The sequence below is a fragment of the Clostridium sp. Marseille-P7770 genome, from assembly GCF_902143525.1.
Classification (GTDB): Bacteria; Bacillota; Clostridia; order Lachnospirales; family Lachnospiraceae; genus Pilosibacter.
Map to the genome: position 1 here is coordinate 84,973 of NZ_CABFVC010000006.1, position 17,923 is coordinate 102,895.

The 17,923-nt window shown below is 51.2% G+C and carries 15 protein-coding genes; 9 read left to right on the forward strand and 6 right to left on the reverse strand.

Annotated elements, in window-relative coordinates; translation table 11 throughout:
* Positions 1-288: 288 nt before the first annotated feature.
* The 6 genes from FN001_RS15090 to FN001_RS15115 all read left to right on the forward strand — a co-directional run bounded on the left by FN001_RS15090 (position 289) and on the right by FN001_RS15115 (position 7,075).
* Complete coding sequence (locus FN001_RS15090; protein WP_142412388.1) at positions 289-1,410, forward strand: M23 family metallopeptidase; 1,122 nt, start codon at positions 289-291, stop codon at positions 1,408-1,410.
* An 80-nt stretch (positions 1,411-1,490) separates the two neighbouring features.
* The gene (locus FN001_RS15095) at positions 1,491-3,683 is read left to right on the forward strand and encodes a PTS sugar transporter subunit IIABC (protein WP_142412389.1); all 2,193 of its coding nucleotides are present in this window, start codon (positions 1,491-1,493) and stop codon (positions 3,681-3,683) included.
* Positions 3,684-3,719: 36 nt separating this feature from the next.
* A complete protein-coding gene (locus tag FN001_RS15100; protein ID WP_118532855.1) occupies positions 3,720-3,977 on the forward strand; it encodes an HPr family phosphocarrier protein in 258 nt (85 codons plus the stop codon).
* Positions 3,978-3,993: 16 nt separating this feature from the next.
* Positions 3,994-5,613, forward strand: coding sequence for a phosphoenolpyruvate--protein phosphotransferase (ptsP, locus tag FN001_RS15105; protein ID WP_142412390.1), 1,620 nt, complete (start codon positions 3,994-3,996; stop codon positions 5,611-5,613).
* Positions 5,614-5,693: 80 nt separating this feature from the next.
* A complete protein-coding gene (locus tag FN001_RS15110) occupies positions 5,694-6,527 on the forward strand; it encodes a Cof-type HAD-IIB family hydrolase (protein WP_142412391.1) in 834 nt (277 codons plus the stop codon).
* Between the two features lie 227 nt (positions 6,528-6,754).
* The gene (locus FN001_RS15115; RefSeq protein WP_118297061.1) at positions 6,755-7,075 is read left to right on the forward strand and encodes a YerC/YecD family TrpR-related protein; all 321 of its coding nucleotides are present in this window, start codon (positions 6,755-6,757) and stop codon (positions 7,073-7,075) included.
* A 155-nt stretch (positions 7,076-7,230) separates the two neighbouring features.
* Here FN001_RS15115 and FN001_RS15120 read toward each other — a convergent pair whose 3' ends face one another.
* From FN001_RS15120 to FN001_RS15145, 6 genes are all read right to left on the reverse strand, one after another.
* Positions 7,231-7,854 carry a DUF1836 domain-containing protein gene (locus FN001_RS15120; RefSeq protein WP_118297060.1) on the reverse strand — a complete coding sequence of 208 codons (624 nt, stop codon included), beginning with the start codon at positions 7,852-7,854 and terminating at the stop codon, positions 7,231-7,233.
* A 195-nt stretch (positions 7,855-8,049) separates the two neighbouring features.
* Positions 8,050-9,063 carry a TAXI family TRAP transporter solute-binding subunit gene (locus tag FN001_RS15125; RefSeq protein ID WP_142412392.1) on the reverse strand — a complete coding sequence of 338 codons (1,014 nt, stop codon included), beginning with the start codon at positions 9,061-9,063 and terminating at the stop codon, positions 8,050-8,052.
* A 210-nt stretch (positions 9,064-9,273) separates the two neighbouring features.
* On the reverse strand, positions 9,274-10,524 hold the full coding sequence (locus tag FN001_RS15130) for a sodium/glutamate symporter (RefSeq protein WP_118297058.1): 1,251 nt from the start codon (positions 10,522-10,524) through the stop codon (positions 9,274-9,276).
* Between the two features lie 421 nt (positions 10,525-10,945).
* On the reverse strand, positions 10,946-12,196 hold the full coding sequence (locus tag FN001_RS15135; RefSeq protein WP_142412393.1) for a sodium/glutamate symporter: 1,251 nt from the start codon (positions 12,194-12,196) through the stop codon (positions 10,946-10,948).
* 333 nt (positions 12,197-12,529) lie between these two features.
* Positions 12,530-13,216 (reverse strand): response regulator, encoded by a 687-nt coding sequence (locus FN001_RS15140; RefSeq protein WP_118321114.1) that lies wholly within the window; start codon positions 13,214-13,216, stop codon positions 12,530-12,532.
* Positions 13,204-14,826: an ATP-binding protein gene (locus FN001_RS15145; protein WP_142412394.1), complete on the reverse strand. Its 1,623-nt coding sequence runs from the start codon at positions 14,824-14,826 to the stop codon at positions 13,204-13,206. The genes FN001_RS15140 and FN001_RS15145 overlap by 13 nt, the downstream gene beginning before the upstream one ends.
* A gap of 413 nt (positions 14,827-15,239) precedes the next feature.
* On the opposite strand from FN001_RS15145, the gene FN001_RS18215 reads away from it, so the two are divergent.
* The 3 genes from FN001_RS18215 to FN001_RS15155 all read left to right on the forward strand — a co-directional run bounded on the left by FN001_RS18215 (position 15,240) and on the right by FN001_RS15155 (position 17,787).
* Positions 15,240-15,413, forward strand: coding sequence for a hypothetical protein (locus FN001_RS18215; RefSeq protein ID WP_185911960.1), 174 nt, complete (start codon positions 15,240-15,242; stop codon positions 15,411-15,413).
* 33 nt (positions 15,414-15,446) lie between these two features.
* Complete coding sequence (gene gap, locus FN001_RS15150) at positions 15,447-16,466, forward strand: type I glyceraldehyde-3-phosphate dehydrogenase (RefSeq protein WP_142412395.1); 1,020 nt, start codon at positions 15,447-15,449, stop codon at positions 16,464-16,466.
* A 97-nt stretch (positions 16,467-16,563) separates the two neighbouring features.
* Complete coding sequence (locus tag FN001_RS15155) at positions 16,564-17,787, forward strand: phosphoglycerate kinase (RefSeq protein WP_015554971.1); 1,224 nt, start codon at positions 16,564-16,566, stop codon at positions 17,785-17,787.
* Positions 17,788-17,923: the final 136 nt, after the last annotated feature.

The window sequence follows — 17,923 nt, forward strand, 5'->3', positions numbered from 1 at the left end:
CTTGAACGGAGCTGTGGGAAGACTGCGTAAGCAGGATTCCCATAGCTGAAAGAGAAAGCCAGCGCCTTGAGACGCTGGCCTAGTAACGGTGGGCTTATAGCCCTAGTGCAAACCACCCTTTTGAAGGGTGGTGGTGACTTGTATAGTTCTTCCATATCATCCAGAGCTTTTTCTGTGATTGTTGTCAGCGTGTCCACTGCGCATATTCTTCTGCCTGTCCGCATACACTGATGTGTATGCAGGCGCATCAGGCGCGTGCGCGTAAAAGTGACGGAAGGAGTGTCTGCCATGGGGAAAAAGATGCATCCGGGATCGGGAGCTGTGATCGGAGCGCAGCTTGTGATCCTTTTGATCCTGACGGCTTCCCTGTGTGTCCAGAGCAGGAAAGCGGCGGCGGAGAATACATATGCGATCATGGAGGAGAGCGGCGGGGGAAAGAAAGACTATATCCACTGGGTGGGATTTACCGTCCCCGCGGGAGGCATGCAGAAAACATTCCGCCTGGATATGGGGAGTATCCAGGAGGATGTCCATCTGAACTGGGTGGAACTGCTTGCATATCTCGGAGCAAAATACGGCGGGGATTTCGAGCGGTTCCGGCAGGCAGATCTCGACGCGGTGACGGAAAAACTGAAGTCCGGGATGACGATGGAGGAGCTCACGAAGGACATGAAATACTATGCCTATTACCGGGAGGCATACGGTGCAGTCCTCGACGGGATGGTCGGATATTTTGAGCAGGAGACGGAGGTGCCGGAAGACCTCACACAGAGCGGAACGGGTGAAAATGTAAATGCGAAGACCGTCTGGCTCAGAAAATACGGTCTGAAAGCATTCTCACCGATCGCGAAAAACTTCCCGTACAGTGATTTCGACGATTTCGGTGCATCCCGATCCTACGGATTCAAGAGAAAACACCTGGGTCATGACATGATGGGGCAGGTGGGGACGCCGGTGATCGCGGTGGAATCCGGATATGTGGAGGCACTTGGCTGGAACCAGTACGGCGGATGGCGGATCGGGATCCGGAGTTTCGATAAAAAACGGTACTATTATTACGCCCATCTGCGCCAGAATTACCCATACCAGTCAAATCTCAAAGAGGGCAGTATCGTGACGGCGGGCGATGTGATCGGATACCTGGGCAGGACCGGATACAGCACCACGGAGAACACCAACAACATCACAACTCCGCACCTGCACTTCGGGATCCAGCTCATCTTCGATGAATCCCAGAAAGAGGGAAACAACGAGATCTGGATTGACTGCTACGAGATCGTGAAGTTCCTGCGGCTGAATCAGAGCGAGACTGTGAAGGTGGAAGGGACTAAAGAGTGGACGAGAGTCTACGGGATGAAAGATCCGGATGTACCGGGAGAAGAGGAAAATTCAGAGAGAGGTCATGGATAAAATCTTAAGAATCTCCCCATAATAATCAGAGTAATAAGGCACTGCCTGCAAAACTAACAGAAAACGAAAGGGTGAGATTCATGAAAGATCAGGTCTTTGGTGTCCTTCAGAGGATCGGGAGATCGTTCATGCTGCCGATCGCGCTGCTTCCGGCGGCGGGACTTTTGCTCGGCATCGGCGGTTCGTTCTCCAATGTCACGATGCTCGAGGCATACGGGGTGACGGGGGGCATGGGACCGGGGACCCTCTTGAACGCACTGTTCATGGTCATGAGCCGGGCCGGGGACATCGTGTTCACAAATCTCCCGATCCTCTTTGCCATGGGTGTTGCGATCGGGATGGCAAAGAAGGAGAAGGAAGTTGCAGCGTTAGCGGCGGTCATCTCGTTCCTCGTCATGCATGCTGCGATCGGAGCGATGATCGAAGTAAACGGCGGAGCGGATTCCCTGAAAGAGGGCGCCGGCGCCATGGTCGCGGGGATCCGGTCCCTGCAGATGGGAGGGTTCGGCGGGATCCTCGTGGGGCTTGGGACGGCATGGCTCCACAACCGGTATTATAAGATCGAGCTTCCCCAGGTGCTCTCGTTTTTCGGCGGAACGCGGTTTGTCCCGATCGTGTGCGCCCTGTTTTACGTTCTCGTGGGGATCCTCATGTACTTTGTCTGGCCGCCGGTCCAGACGGCGATCTCCGAAGTCGGCCGGTTCGTGCTCCGCTCCGGTTACCCGGGAACCTGGTTTTACGGCTTTGTGGAGCGGGCGCTGATCCCGTTTGGTCTGCACCATGTGTTTTACATCCCATTTTGGCAGACAGCGGTCGGCGGGTCCATGGAGATCGGCGGGAAAGTCGTGGAAGGCGCCCAGAACATCTTTTTCGCGGAACTCGCGGATCCTGCAGCGGAGAGATTTTCCGTGGAGGCGACAAGGTTCATGGCGGGAAAGTTCCCGCTTATGATCTTCGGACTCCCCGGCGCAGCTCTCGCCATGTATCAGGCGGCGCTGCCGGAAAAGAAAAAGGAGGTATCGGGGCTGTTCCTCTCCGCCGCACTGACTTCCATGCTCACAGGGATCACGGAACCGCTGGAGTTTACATTCCTCTTTACAGCGCCTCTGCTCTATGGGATCCACTGTGTGTTTGCTGGTCTGGCGTACATGCTGATGCACATGCTCGGCGTGGGCGTCGGAATGACATTCTCCGGCGGACTGATCGACCTGTTTCTGTTCGGGATCCTTCAGGGGAATGAAAAGACCGGATGGCTCTGGATCGTGGTGATCGGTGTGTTTTATTTCCTCGTGTATTATGCGGTGTTCCTGATCGTAATCCGGAAACTCGATTATAAGACGCCGGGGCGGGAGAGCGGGACCGCGGCGAAGCTTTACACGAGAGATGATGTGGAGCATAGGAAACAGGATAAAAGAAACAAAACTATTTCAAAAAACGCGAAAAACGAAAAAGATAGAGCAAAAGAAGCAAAGAATCCCGCAGAGACAGCCGGAGAACCGTACCAAAGTCAGAATGATAACGAAAAAAATCCGGAGAGATCCGGGGAGTCGCGCTCGGGAAAAATCCTCCGGGGACTCGGCGGCATGGACAACCTCACTGATGTGGACTGCTGCGCGACGCGGCTCCGCTGTACTGTAAAAGATGAAAAGAAAGTGGATGAGACGATCTTAAAAGCGACCGGGGCATCCGGCGTCATCAAAAAAGGAAACGGCGTCCAGATCATCTATGGTCCGCAGGTGTCTGTCATCAAGTCGGATCTGGAAGAATATATGGAAGCGCGTGAACAGGCACAAAATGCGTCAACTGTGATCAGAAGTCCCATGACCGGGACCGTCATTCCGCTTGAAGAGGTCCCGGACGAGGCGTTTGCCGGAGCCATGATGGGGGACGGTGCGGCGATCGTACCTACAGACGGGATCGTGCAGGCCCCGGCGGATGGAGAGGTGACCTTTGTGTTTCCCACAAAGCATGCCGTCGGATTCCGGACGGATGCCGGTCATGATATGTTGATCCATGTTGGGATTGACACGGTGTCCCTGTCCGGAGACGGATTTGAGGCTTTCGTGAGCGACGGGGATCATGTGCGGGCGGGAGAGCCGCTTTTAAAGGTGGATATCCGGAAGATCGGGGACCGGGTTCCGTCCATGGCATCGCCGGTCCTCTTCACGGACCTTGCGGAGAATATGGAAGTCAGGGTATTGAAAAAAGGGCAGATCCATGCAGGTGAGCCTTTCATGGAAGTGCACCGGAAAGCTGACGTTGGATTTTGCTGATCCGGAATGCGAAAATAAAAAGGAAGTGGGTTGATTATGGAGAAGTTTCAGTATACAATTACAGACGAGATCGGAATTCACGCAAGACCGGCGGGGGAACTCGCGAAGCTTTCAAAAGAATTCCGTTCAAAGATCACCTTGAAGACAGACACAAAACAGGCAGACGCGGAAAAACTGATGGCAGTGATGGCTCTCGGGATCCGTCATGGTCAGACGATCAACGTTGAGATCGACGGGACGGATGAAAAGACGGCGGCAGAAGCGGTACGGAAGTTTTTTGAGGCAAAACTGTGAGGCAGAAACAAAAAGTATGGAAATCATTAAAGGAAAATCAATTTTAAATAAAGTGGCGATCGGACCGATCCTCTACCACAGAAAGACGGAGAGCCAGGTCAAGCGCCGCACGGTGGAAAATACGGAAGTGGAGATCAGCCGGTACGAAGCGGCAGTGAAATGCGCCGAGGACGAGCTCAAGGCACTCCACAAAAAGGCGTGTGAGCAGGTCGGAGAGACCGGAGCGGCAGTGTTTGAGGTCCACATGATGATGCTGGAGGACGCAGACTACCGGGATTCCGTTCTGAATATCATCAAAAATCAGAAGACGAACGCGGAGTACGCAGCCGCGGTGACCGGTGACAACTTTTACCGGCTCTTTGCGGACATGGATGATGAATATTTCCGTGCCCGGGCGGCGGACGTAAAGGACATCACAGACCGGCTGCTAAAGATCCTCTCCGGCGATGCGGTGGAATCCGGTTTCCTGACAAAACCGGTGATCCTGATGGCGGAGGACCTCGCGCCGAGCGAGACGGTCCAGCTGGAAAAAGACATGCTGCTCGGATTTATCACCGAACAGGGGTCTCCGAACTCCCACACGGCGATCCTCGCGCGCAGCATGAACATTCCGGCGCTGGTCTCCGTGCCGGTGAAAGAGCCCTGGGACGGAAAGATGGCGGTCATCGACGGCGAGACCGGAACCCTCTATGTGGATCCGGATGAGAAAACGCTGGCGGATATGAAGAAAAAGAAGCTGGCGGAGGAAGAGAAAGAGCGTCTGCTCCAGGAGTTAAAGGATAAAGAGGATGTCACCCTGGACGGGACGAAGGTAAAACTCTATGCGAACATCGGGGACGTCTCAGATGTCGCGGAGGCATTAAAGAGCAACGCGGCTGGGATCGGTCTGTTCCGGAGTGAATTCCTGTACCTTGAGAAGAAGACGTACCCGACTGAGGAGGAACAGTTTGCCGCATACCGCCAGGTGGCGGAGATGATGGCGGGAAAGGAAGTCATCATCCGGACTCTTGACATCGGCGCCGATAAGCAGGCGGACTATTTTAAATTAAAGAAAGAAGAGAACCCGGCGATGGGATACCGCGCGATCCGAATTTGCCTGACAAGACCGGAGATCTTCCGGACGCAGCTTCGGGCAATCTACCGCGCGAGTGCCTTCGGGAAGATCTCGATCATGTTCCCGATGATCGCGTCCCTCTGGGAGGTAAAAAAGGCGAAGGAGATTGCCGCTTCCGTCCGGGATGAGCTGAAGGAACAGGGAGTTCCGTTCGGCGATGTGGCGATCGGCATCATGATCGAGACCCCGGCGGCAGCGATCATCAGCGAAGACCTCGCGAAAGAGGTGGATTTCTTCAGCATCGGAACGAACGACCTTGTCCAGTACACACTCGCCATCGACAGGCAGAATGAAAAACTGGACCAGTTTTACGATCCGAAACATCCGGCCGTCCTGAAACTGATCCGCTATGTGGCGGAGAGCGGCCACAAATATGGATGTACGGTGGGAATCTGCGGTGAGCTGGGTGCGGAGACAGATCTCACGGAGGAATTCCTTAAGATGGGGATCGACGAACTCTCTGTGTCCCCGTCGTTCTTACTGACGGTGAGAAAGAAGATCAGGGAGATCGATCTCTCCTGATGTCTGAGCGAATAAAAATGAATACTGCGGGAGAGCCGGAAACGGATCCGGTTTCAGAGTCCGCTGATACAGGAGAAGATATGCAGACAGAAAAAAATATGGCAGGTCCTTACGAGATCATCGTCCTGGACCTTGACGGTACGCTGACGAACCGGGACAAGGTGATCACACCGAGGACGAAAGCGGCACTCATGAAGGCGCAGGAGCGCGGAAAAAAGGTGGTCCTCGCGTCGGGACGTCCCACGCAGGGCGTAATGCCGCTCGCAAAAGAGCTTCGCCTGGAGGAATACAGCGGATACATTCTTTCCTTCAACGGCGGGCGGATCATCAACTGCAAGACCGGGGAGACGGGGTTTGCGAGATCCCTTCCGGTGTCCGCAAATAAAAAAATCATCGGACTTGCGGAGGGAAATCAGGTGGGTATCGTGACATACGAGGGCAGCAGGATCATCGCATCGAACCCGGAATCCCCATACACAAAACTGGAGAGCCGGATCAACGGGATGGAGATCTGGAAGCCGGAGAATATGGCGGAGTATGTAAATTTCGAGGTGCCGAAATTCCTCATGATGGAGGACGGGGATTACCTCGCAATGGTGGAGCCGAAGGTGAAGGCGGCGATGGGAAAGAACTTCAGCGTTTACCGCTCAGATCCGTTCTTTCTCGAGATCCTCCCGAAGGGGATCGACAAAGCCCAGAGTCTGGAGCGCCTGTTGGAAGTTCTGGGACTCACGAGAGAGCAGATGATCGCCTGCGGGGACGGTTACAACGATCTCACGATGATCAAATACGCCGGTCTCGGCGTCGCGATGGAGAATGCGGTCCTTCCGGTGCGGAACGCGGCGGACTATATCACGGCATCGAACAACGATGACGGGGTGGGGCTGGTTGTCGAGAAATTTATGCTGGCGTGAGAAATGAAAAAAAGGTTCATGATATCGAAATGCAAAATTGGCTGCCGATATTCCATCGGGATATGGCAGCCATAACTATTTCCGCTTTTTTATACAGAAAGACTGGACTTTTTGAATCTAACGTGTTAAACTGTGATTAGTGCGTGAAACAGATCGATCCATAAAAATGCAGCAGAAAAAGATCCAGACTCTGCTGCAAATATGAAGCAGAAGGGGTAACAGGTATCATGAACAAGAAAATCAAGACAGATGCGGTCGACCATCTTTTTGAGGCAATCCTGACATTAAAGACACCGGAAGAGTGCTATGCGTTTTTTGAGGATGTCTGCACAGTGAATGAGCTTTTGTCCTTATCCCAGCGTTATGAAGTTGCAAAAATGCTGAGAGAGAAACGGACGTATCTCGATATCGCGGAGAGCACAGGTGCTTCCACCGCGACGATCAGCCGTGTAAACCGTTCCTTAAACTACGGAAGCGACGGATATGATATGGTATTTAAACGTCTCGGATTCGAAAAACTCGATGATGAGGACGATGCGGAAAAATAAGATATGAAGAAAAAGACCTTCGTACAGGAGCGGAATGGGGATCTGCTTCCGGACGAAGGTCTTTTGGTATATTAGTTTGCCCGTAATCTGCCATGCATCCGAAGGGAAGCTCCGGGGGGAGGTTCCCGTAGGTGTGAAGGTACTGAACAGCTACATTATTTTTTCTTTTTCGGCGGATTCTCAGCCCTGAGTTCGTCGGCCAGGCGCTCGATCATCTGCTTTTTTAAGAACACATCAAAGGCGAGCTCACAGATAAACCCGAAAAGCTGGAGCGATTCCGCATTTTCCGGCTCTGCGCTGCCCTCTGCGCCGGAAGGAAACGTCTCCTTCGCCTTCTCAAATTTCTCTTTCACATCTTCCTTTAACCGATCCATCTGTCCGTGTTCCATCGAGAAGACCTTCGTGTAGATCTCCGCAAGGGAAGATTCGTCATCCGTATCGAAATGGTGCTCTGTAACATAGGAAAGAACCGTTTCGATATCCGTAAAACTCAGCAGATTTTTAAAATAATAGATAAATACCAGGAGCAGGATATGTTCCTGGGTATACTTTTTCTTTACCGGGGATGGAAGCAGGTTGTTCTTCGCATAGTTGTTGATCATCGTTTTTGTCAGGACCTTGTCTTCCGGGTAGCGCTTTAACTCACCGAGGTGCTTCTCCATAAAGGTCGTCACCTGATCCATGTAAAGGTCGATCTGCGGGATCTCGTCTACATGAATATGGTCGAGGCTGTCCAGGTGAGCGAGCAGCTCATTCAGTCGTTCTTCATTCGTTTTCATGGTGAAACTCCTTTCATCCATCTATTATATAGTATTAAAAACTATATGACAAGGGGTAAAGATGATTTTTCTGCGTACGAAAAGAAAAACACGTTACAGTACACGGGCACTCTATGCCTGCGCACTGTAACAAAAAACACACCACCAGAAAAAATCTGGTGATGTGTGGAAACCATGCATTCGAAATCCTGCCGCCTACCTGCTGTGTTCCTCCAAAAGTCCCTTTTCCTTATAAAAACGCTCTGCTCCGGCATGCAGTTCGATCGGGAGATCGTTGAACATGAACCCGGACTGGGCGGTGTAGGAGAGGGCGGGGTGAAGGTCCTTTAAGCGGTCACGGTTCTCATAGAGGATCGAGGTGATCTCGTAGACGAGGTCTTCATCCAGATCTGCGCGGACGCAGAGGAGGGCCTTGATCCCGAAGGTTGCGATATCTTCGTCCTGGCCTTTATAAGTTCCAGACGGGATCTTATCCATATAGTAGAACGGGTTCGAGCGGATGATGGAGCGGAGCTCAGAGTCCGTGTATTTTAAAAGGTGGCATGGAACCATGTCTGCCAGCTCCGCAAGCCCGGAGATCGGCACCCCGGTAAATCCATGGATCGCGTCGAGCGTCCTGTTTTTAACCTCGTCAGCGCCTGATCCGAGACCACAGTTGACGAAGGTGGAGTTCTGGTCGGTGATTCCGAGAGTGCCCAGGGAAACCTTTGCCGCGAGCTCTGTGGTGGAATCCTGGGGACCGACACCGAGACGGTTTCCTTTTAAGTCGTGAACATAAAAGATCCCGGAGTCATCCCGCGCCATCCAGTTCGAGAGACTCGGATAGAGAGCCGCAATGACTTTCAGATCTTTGAATTCATGATCCTTGAATTCACCGGTCCCGTTTACCGCGGAGAAGGCAATGTCGCCGCTCACAAGTCCGAGATCGATACTGCCGTCCTGGAGAGAGTGGACATTTCCGGAGGAGCCGGTCGAGGCGCTGATATTGATCTTGATGGAAGAATCAGCATCTCCTATCACGAGGGAGATCGCCTTTCCGACCGGATACATCGTTCCGCCGCTGTCGGCAGTTCCGATCGTAAGGATCTTTAAAGAATCTGATCTTGCTTCTGTCTGGCGCTGCGCAGTTTCGGATGATTTTCCGCATCCGCCAAGGACAAGACCGGTACAGGCGAGGAACAAAGAAATTGTGTGTAAAAATTTGTGCATGAAGTATATCCCATTCCTTGTATTAAAACCTGTAGGCTGTAAAAAGAACCTGACAGGTTTTGTAACTTTTGGAATGAGTATAGCATAAAAACCATCGCAGATTCAATGTTATTTTGAAAAAACCGGGCAAAAAACCGGGCGGAAAGTGGGGGATTCCGCCCGGTGAAAAGAGGGAGGTCAAATGACCTTTAGTGAATGTCACATGTATTTCTATGAACGGAATAAGCCTCCGAAGATAGAAAGGAAGATCGGGTTGTAGATATCGTCGATGATAACGGCAAAGGACGGATACAAAACCCATGCGATGGTGTGCCAGCCGTACTGGTCCATGATCGCTTTCTCGTTTGCGACAGCATTGGAACCGGAACCGCAGCCCCAGCCGATGTTTCCGGCTGTCATGACAGCTGCGCCGTAATCGCGGCCGAAGAGGTTGAAGGATACAAAGATACCGAAGAGTGCCATGAAGATACCCTGTGCAACGAGAACGATTCCCATCTGACCTGCAAGCGGAGCAAGCTTTGTAAAGTCTGTGGTCATGAGAACGAGTGCAAGGTAAAGCTCAAGGAACATATGCTCGATCGCTTCTACTTCCGGAACATAGAACTTGATGCCGGCAGCTTCCATGACGTTTCTTGCGATCGCACCTGCGAAGAGGCAGCCGATGAATTTCGGCATCTCGATCATCGGGATGTTGTCGAGTAAGCAGTAGATCGGCATACCGAGTGCTGCGAGAAGAAGACATAATGCAAACATCATGATCATTCTTGTGTTGTCGAGTTCCGGAACTTTACCGGTTGCGTGTGCTTCCGGCTTATCGTTCGGGTCAGCTTTTAAGCCGTGCTTTGCGATCAGAAAAGCAGCGACCGGGCCGCCGATGAGGGAGCCCATGATGTTTCCCATGGTACCTGCCGCAACACCGACAACGGTAGCGTCTGCAGCGCCCCACTCTTCAAAGATCGGGCCAAATGCAGAAGCAGTACCAACGCCGCCGGACATGGCTGCGGAAGAGCACTGAAGGGCCAGGAGCGGATGCATGCCGATCAGCTGGCTCAGGGCATAACCTAAAAGGTCCTGGCAGGTGATCAGGAGGCATGCAGCGAATGCGATCAGGGCACAGAGTTTTCCGCCCGCATGTCTTAACATCTTTGCGCTGAAGCCGAAGCCCACGCAGAGGAAGAATAAGTTCTGGCAGAGATCCTTCATGATCGTCGCGTCGAAGGAGATTCCGACGATTCCTGCCCCCTTGATGCAGGATACGATGATCGAGAAGATCAGACCGGAAATAACAGGCGCCGGAATCGCGTATTTTCTGAGCGTCTCAGAACGGGCAACGATGGCCCTGCCGAGGAAGATCACGATGGCCGCGAAACCGAGAGTACACAGGTACTCAAACTTGAAAGAGGCGACTGCTCCGTCGGCTGCCGGTTTGTAGGTGCCGAAATAACTGATGATACTTTCCATAAGAGTTCCTCCAATCCTTTTTTTGCTTTCTTGGTCATATCATTCCGTCCGCTTCTGAGACCGGAAGGTTTCCTGTCTCCCCACAGAGGAAACGGTCGGATCACCCGGAAGATAAAACTTTAGTAACTTGAAAATCAGGAAGGACCGTTGCTAAAATTTATGAAAAAAGTATAAAATATTATAAAAATATTTGCAATTTTTCGAAACTATTAACCGACAAAAGTAACTAAAGTTATAAAATTACAGTAAAAAACTTACGAAAACAGATACAGAGAAACAATAAAAATGAACAGATACTTAACGGGGAAAGACTTGACAGTAAGAAATAAGTCGAAAAAAAATCCCTCGGGAGAGTGGGGAGCTCTCCTGAGGGATTTTTAAGGGAGGTTCTGTATAATTCGTGAAAACCTTATGTTTCCGATCAGCCTTTGAATAATCCACCAAAGATGGAAAGGAAGATCGGGTTGTAAATATCATCGATGATAACAGCGAAGGACGGGTAAAGAACCCATGCGATGTTGTGCCATCCGTACTGATCCATAACAGCCTTTTCGTTCGCTACCGCGTTCGGACCGGAACCGCAGCCCCAACCGATGTTGCCGGCTGTCATAACGGCTGCGCCGTAGTCACGGCCAAAGAGATTGAAGGATACGAAAATACCGAACAGAGCCATGAGGATCGCCTGTGCCACGAGGATGATACCCATCTGGCCTGCAACCGGGGCAAGCTTTGTGAAGTCTGTTGTCATAAGAACAAGTGCAAGGTAAAGCTCCAGGAACATATGCTCGATGGCGTCAACCTCCGGAACATAGAACTTGATGTTTGCTGCTTCCATGACGTTTCTTGCAATGGCACCAGCGAAGAGGCAGCCGATGAATTTCGGCATCTCGATCATCGGGATATTGTCGAGTAAGCAGTAGATCGGCATACCGAGAGCTGCGAGAAGTAAGCACATTGCGAACATCATGATCATCTTTGTGTTGTCAAGCTCCGGTGCCTTGCCGGTTGCCTTTGCTTCCGGCTTATCGTTCGGGTCAGCCTTTAAACCGTGTTTTGCAATTAAGAAAGCTGCAACCGGACCACCGATGAGGGAGCCCATAACGTTGCCAAGAGTACCTGCCGCAACACCGATCGTTGTAGCATCCTGTGCGCCCCAGCCCTCGAAGATCGGACCAAAGGCAGATGCGGTACCAACACCACCGGACATCGCTGAGGAAGAACACTGGAGAGCGAGGAGCGGATTTAAGTTGATCAGGTGAGCGATCGCAACACCAAGAACATCCTGACAGGTGATCAGGAGGCAGGCAGCAAATGCGATCATGACGCAGAGCTTTCCGCCGGCATGTCTTAACATCTTTGCACTGAAGCCGAAGCCTACGCAGAGGAAGAAGAGGTTCTGACAGAGGTCTTTCATGACCTTTGCGTCAAAACTGATACTGACTGTGCCGGTCATCTTGATCGCGGAAATCAGAAGTGAAAAGATGATACCGGAAACGACCGGAGCAGGAATCGCGTATTTTCTTAATGCCGCGGAATGTGCGACGATCGCGCGTCCGAGGAAGATTACGATTGCTGCAAAGCCGAGAGTACATAAATACTCAAATTTGAAATTTGCGATTGCGCCATCGGCAGCTGGTGTGTAGGTGCCGAAATAGCTGATGATACTTTCCATAAAAAATCCTCCAATCCTTTTTTGGTAACTGTCTTGCATCAGTTACAGTCGTTTTTACCTTTTGCGTTGCTGAGATCTTTCAGTTTCTGCATTTTTAGAAACTGCTCACAGTAAAAAAACAGCTTCCACCGTTTATACCCCGCTTATTTTGATGGAAAAAGTGTAAAAACTTTATAAAAAGAATAAAATATTTTGTATATAATGTCAATTTATGTAAGTATCTAATAAATTGTGTAACTATCGTAACCGGAAAAATCACTTTCGTTCGCCACGCTCTGAACAGAAGACTCCGCCGGATCAGATCCGTGCGGAGTCTTAAGAAATGCCTGTTTATTATTTTTTCCCGAAGCCGTATTTGATGGAAGGCCGTCCTCCCGTCTTATAGTCGATGGTGCTGATGATCTCGCCGGTATCTACCATATAGTTCATGTATCTGCGGATTGTGATGCGGGAGAGATGGATCTGCTCGGCGATCTGTTCACTGGTGAAGAAGCCGTCAGGATTTGCCATCAGATATTCCCGGACCATATTGAGGGTAGTCTCGTTCAATCCCTTTGCCAGCGTCGGTTTTGCCTCTGTTGTGGGCTCGCTTCCGGAAACCAGACGGTCGATGGCGTGCTGGTCCAGATTGGCATGGGAATCTTCCAGGTACTTCTTCATCTCCGCAAAACGGTCAAGAGCCGCCTTAAAACGTGTATATTCAAACGGTTTTACAAGATAATCCGTGACGCCGCGGTTTAAGAGCGAGCGGACGATATCCGTGTCATTTGCGGAGGTGACCATGATCACATACGGGGTGAGTCCTGCCGCATGGAGCGCGTCGAGGAATTCACCTCCGTTCATGACTGGCGTATAGTAATCGAGGATCACGAGATCAACAGGATTTGTTTTGATATAGGGCAGAGCCTCCGCTCCGTTTTTGAAGAGATGTTCTACACGGAAATTGGTACTGACTTCGATATATTGTTTATTGATGGATGCGACCATCGGGTCGTCTTCAATGATGATTACATGGTACATGATGGTTTCTCCTTTCCGGTAAATGTAATGGTAAAGCAGGTTCCTTCTCCTTCTTCTGTTTCGATGGAGATATCCCCGTGCGATTCTTCGACAAGTTGTTTGATCAGGAAAAGTCCGGTTCCGCGGTTTTCGCCTTTGGATGAGACTCCACGCTCATAGATCCGGTCGATCAGATCCGGCCGGATCCCGCTGCCGGTGTCCTCACAGGTGATGATGTTGCAGTCCGGATCGCAGTAGAGTCCAAGCGTGATCTCTTTGATCTCATGCTCCCCGTTGGAAAGCTCCTCAATCGCGTTTTCGAGAAGGTTTCCGATGATCGTGATGTAATCTTCCATCGGCAGCAGCAGATCTTTCTCAAGACACCGGCTGTCGGGGGATACCGTGAGCAGGATCCCTAGTTCCGCGGCGTGCATCATCTTTCCGATGACCAGGGCGCAGATCTTTGATACGCGGATGCAGTCGGCTGTCTGCCGGATCGACTGGCTGGAGACGAGGTTGCTGTTGATGATGAATTTGATGGCTTCCTCTGTCTGACCTGTCTGGAGGTAGCCGAGGATGACATGAAGCTTATTTAAGAATTCATGGTTAAAAGCCCTCAGTGTGTCCAGCATCGCCTTTGCTCCGGTGAGCTCATCCATGACGGTCTCCATATCGGTCTGGTCATTGATGATAGTCAGGACGGCATGGGAACCTGTCTGGGAGTTGACGGGAACTTCGCTCACGAGAAGTCTGTGGTTCCCGTTGGTGCAGGCCCGGTGGTAGGACGGAACTCCGGAAGTCAGGACGCGGTCTGCCTGGGAGGCAGGAAAGAGGTCCTTAAAATGGCAGCCTTCAGTGGCCGGCGCCGGCTGCGGCAGCTGAAAGAGCTGTCTTGCCGCCTGGTTTGCATAGGCGATCACGCCATTCGAATCGGTCGCGATCAGACCTTCTTCCAATGCATTCAGAACGACATCCTGGCGGAGATAGAGATCAAGAAGCTCGGTCGGATGATGGCCCATCAGGGAATCGCGCAGGAGCGATACGAGTCCGTGCGACAGAAGGACACTGACCACCAGCATGACCATTGCGGCCAGTAAATAGGTAGGAAAGAGCGTTTGCATCTGCTCGAAGATATACGTGTTGAAGACGGATGCCATGATAAAGCCGATGATGTGCCCGTCCTTACTGAGGACCGCATGGAAGGCGCGCCGCTGTGTTCCGTGGGTGCCGTAGCCGGTCGTGATGTAGGGCTGGCTTCCTTTTAAGATCGCTTCTTCCTCGCCGCCGACGAAGGTTTCGCCGGTCTCCTGACGGTTCGTGTGATAAAAGCGGAGACCGTTGGTGTTGTAGACGGCGATGACGTTGAGGTCGGAAAAGTTTTCGGACAGGGAATCCAGCTCTTCAATGGCAGAGTCATCCGGATATCCGTTTTCCAGCATGGAGATCACGTTGTCCATCGACGCGATGTAGGAGGCGAGCGCACTGATATTTTTATCGATCTCCTGTCGCTGGCGTGTGATCGTCGAGAACAGGGTGATACTTAGGGAGAGGAGCAGAAGACAGATGGATACTGCCATGAAGCTTAAAAAGAGCTGACTCTCCAGGGATAGTTTTCGGAATTTCTGTATCATATGTGGGTCCTCCGGGAGTGGGATGGAAAATATTTATCACTTAGTATATAGAAAATGAGGGGGAGATGCAAGAGGGAGGAAAAGAAAATTGTGTTGAAAAAATGTGTTGGCGGGCCGGTGAGAGTTCGACTGGATGTGCTGGGGATGCCGGGAGGGTTCCTCTAGGCTTGCGAAAGAATGCTAAGGGCAGGAAACAGACGGCACAACTCGCTGCGCTCAGACAAGTGCCGTCTGTTTCCTAACGCATTCTCCCGCGAGCCAAGAGGAAGCCAGCTCCCGGGATCAGGCACATCCAGTCGAACTCTCACCGGCTGGTTGGGGAATTGGCGGGATTAAGAAAAGGGTTTGCTGGCAGGCAAAGCAATTTTTTCTGAGAGGGAAGAAGAGAAGAGTCCGGGAGGGGGCGATTTTGTTTGAAGCCTTACAGGCGGGCTGGAGGATGGTGGGATGATGAGGGAAGGTTAGGCGGCTTTGGGACGGTTTTATTTAGGAAAAGATTTCAAAAAGGACTTGCTATTTCTATAGGAATTGGGTACAATAACCTTAAGGTTGATTATTATTTAACAATCCATGACTGTTCAACGTGAACAATCACATCATTTTCTAGGAGGAAAAGAAAAATGGCAGTTAAAGTTGCGATTAATGGTTTTGGCCGTATTGGCCGTCTTGCATTCAGACAGATGTTTGGCGCAGAGGGATTCGAGATCGTTGCGATCAACGACTTAACCTCTCCGGAGATGCTCGCACACCTTTTAAAATATGACTCCACACAGGGCAGATACGCTCTTGCAGATACCGTATCTTACGGTGAAGATTTCATCACAGTTGATGGCAAAGAGATCAAGATCTACGCGAAAGCAAACGCAGCAGAGCTTCCGTGGGGCGAGATCGGTGTAGACGTTGTTCTTGAGTGCACAGGCTTCTACACATCCAAAGCAAAAGCACAGGCTCATATCGATGCTGGTGCTAAGCACGTTATCATCTCCGCTCCGGCAGGAAATGATCTTCCGACAATCGTTTACAATGTAAACCATGAGACATTAAGCAAAGATGACCACATCATCTCCGCTGCTTCCTGTACAACAAACTGCCTTGCTCCGATGGCAAAAGCATTAAACGATGCTTACCCGATCCAGTCCGGTATCATGTGCACAATTCACGCTTACACAGGCGACCAGATGACACTTGACGGACCGCAGAGAAAGGGCGACAAGAGAAGAAGCCGTGCTGCAGCGATCAACATCGTTCCGAACAGCACAGGTGCTGCAAAGGCAATCGGTCTTGTAATTCCGGAATTAAACGGCAAGCTCATCGGTTCCGCACAGCGTGTTCCTACACCGACAGGTTCCACAACAATCTTAACAGCTGTTGTTAAGGGCCAGCCGACAAAGGAATCTATCAACGCAGCAATGAAGGCAGCTTCCAACGAGTCCTTCGGTTACAACACAGATGAGATCGTTTCCAGCGATATCGTTGGTATGAGATACGGTTCTCTCTTCGATGCAACACAGACAATGGTTCTTCCGATCGACGAGAACACATCTGAGGTTCAGGTTGTATCCTGGTACGACAACGAGAACTCCTACACAAGCCAGATGGTTCGTACCATCAAGCACTTCGGAAAACTGTTAAACGCTTAATTTCGAGCAGTTATCGAAGAAAATAGACTCAGCAAAGGGTCCGGTCTGATGAGGACCGGACCCTTTTTTTCGATTTATAAAAAGGAGGAATTCCAACATGTCTTTAAATAAGAAAACAGTTGATGATATCAACGTAAAGGGAAAGAGAGTGCTGGTCCGCTGCGATTTCAACGTACCGTTAAAGGACGGTAAGATCACAGACGAGACACGTATCAACGCGGCTCTTCCGACAATCCAGAAGCTGATCAACGATGGCGGCAAAGTGATTCTTTGCTCCCACCTTGGAAAAGTAAAAAATGGCCCGAACGAGGGAGAATCCCTTGCTCCGGTTGCAAAGAGCCTTTCTGAGAAACTCGGAAAAGAAGTTGTTTTCGTATCCGATTACAACGTAACCGGCGAAGCTGCAACAAAGGCTGTGAACGCAATGAAAGAGGGAGATGTCGTTCTTCTTCAGAATACCCGTTTCCGCGGAGCTGAGGAGACAAAGAACGGCGAACAGTTCAGCAAAGAGCTGGCTGACCTCGCAGACGATTATGTATGCGACGCATTCGGTTCCTCCCACAGAGCACATGCTTCTGTAGCTGGCGTTACAAAATTCATCTCCGCAAAGGGCGGCTCCAACGTAGTCGGCTACCTGATGGAGAAAGAGATCGCGTTCCTCGGAAATGCGGTTGAAAATCCGGTTCGCCCGTTCGTTGCGATCCTCGGCGGCGCGAAAGTTGCTGATAAGTTAAATGTAATCTCCAACCTCCTTGAGAAGTGCGATACTCTTATCATCGGCGGCGGTATGGCTTACACCTTCTTAAAGGCACAGGGCAAGGAGATCGGTAAGTCCTTAGTTGACGATACAAAGATCGATTACTGCAAAGAGATGATGGATAAGGCAGCAAAGCTTGGCAAGAAGCTTCTTCTTCCGGTTGATACGACGGTTGTCTCTGAGTTCCCGAACCCGATCGATGCTCCGGTCGAGGTTGAGTATGTTTCCGTAGATGCGATCCCGGCTGACAAAGAGGGTGTTGACATCGGACCTGAGACCTGCAAGATCTACGCGGACGCAGTGAAGAACGCAAAGACCGTTGTATGGAACGGACCGATGGGCGTATTCGAGAACCCGACACTTGCTGCTGGTACGATCGCAGTGGCAAAAGCACTCGCTGAGACAGATGCGACAACGATCATCGGCGGCGGTGACTCCGCAGCAGCTGTCAACCAGCTCGGCTTCGGTGACAAGATGAGCCACATCTCCACAGGCGGCGGCGCATCCTTAGAGTTCCTGGAAGGAAAAGAACTCCCGGGCGTTGCAGCAGCTGACGATAAATAAATGAATGAAACCAGTACACCGTGCGCCGGAACAGGCGTGGAAGGGCGCTGCAAGCTCGCTTGCACAAGCCCTTTCAGGTCTGTTCCGGTATAGGGGGCACGCCCCCGGCTTCTTGTTTTTATGAAATAAAAACAAG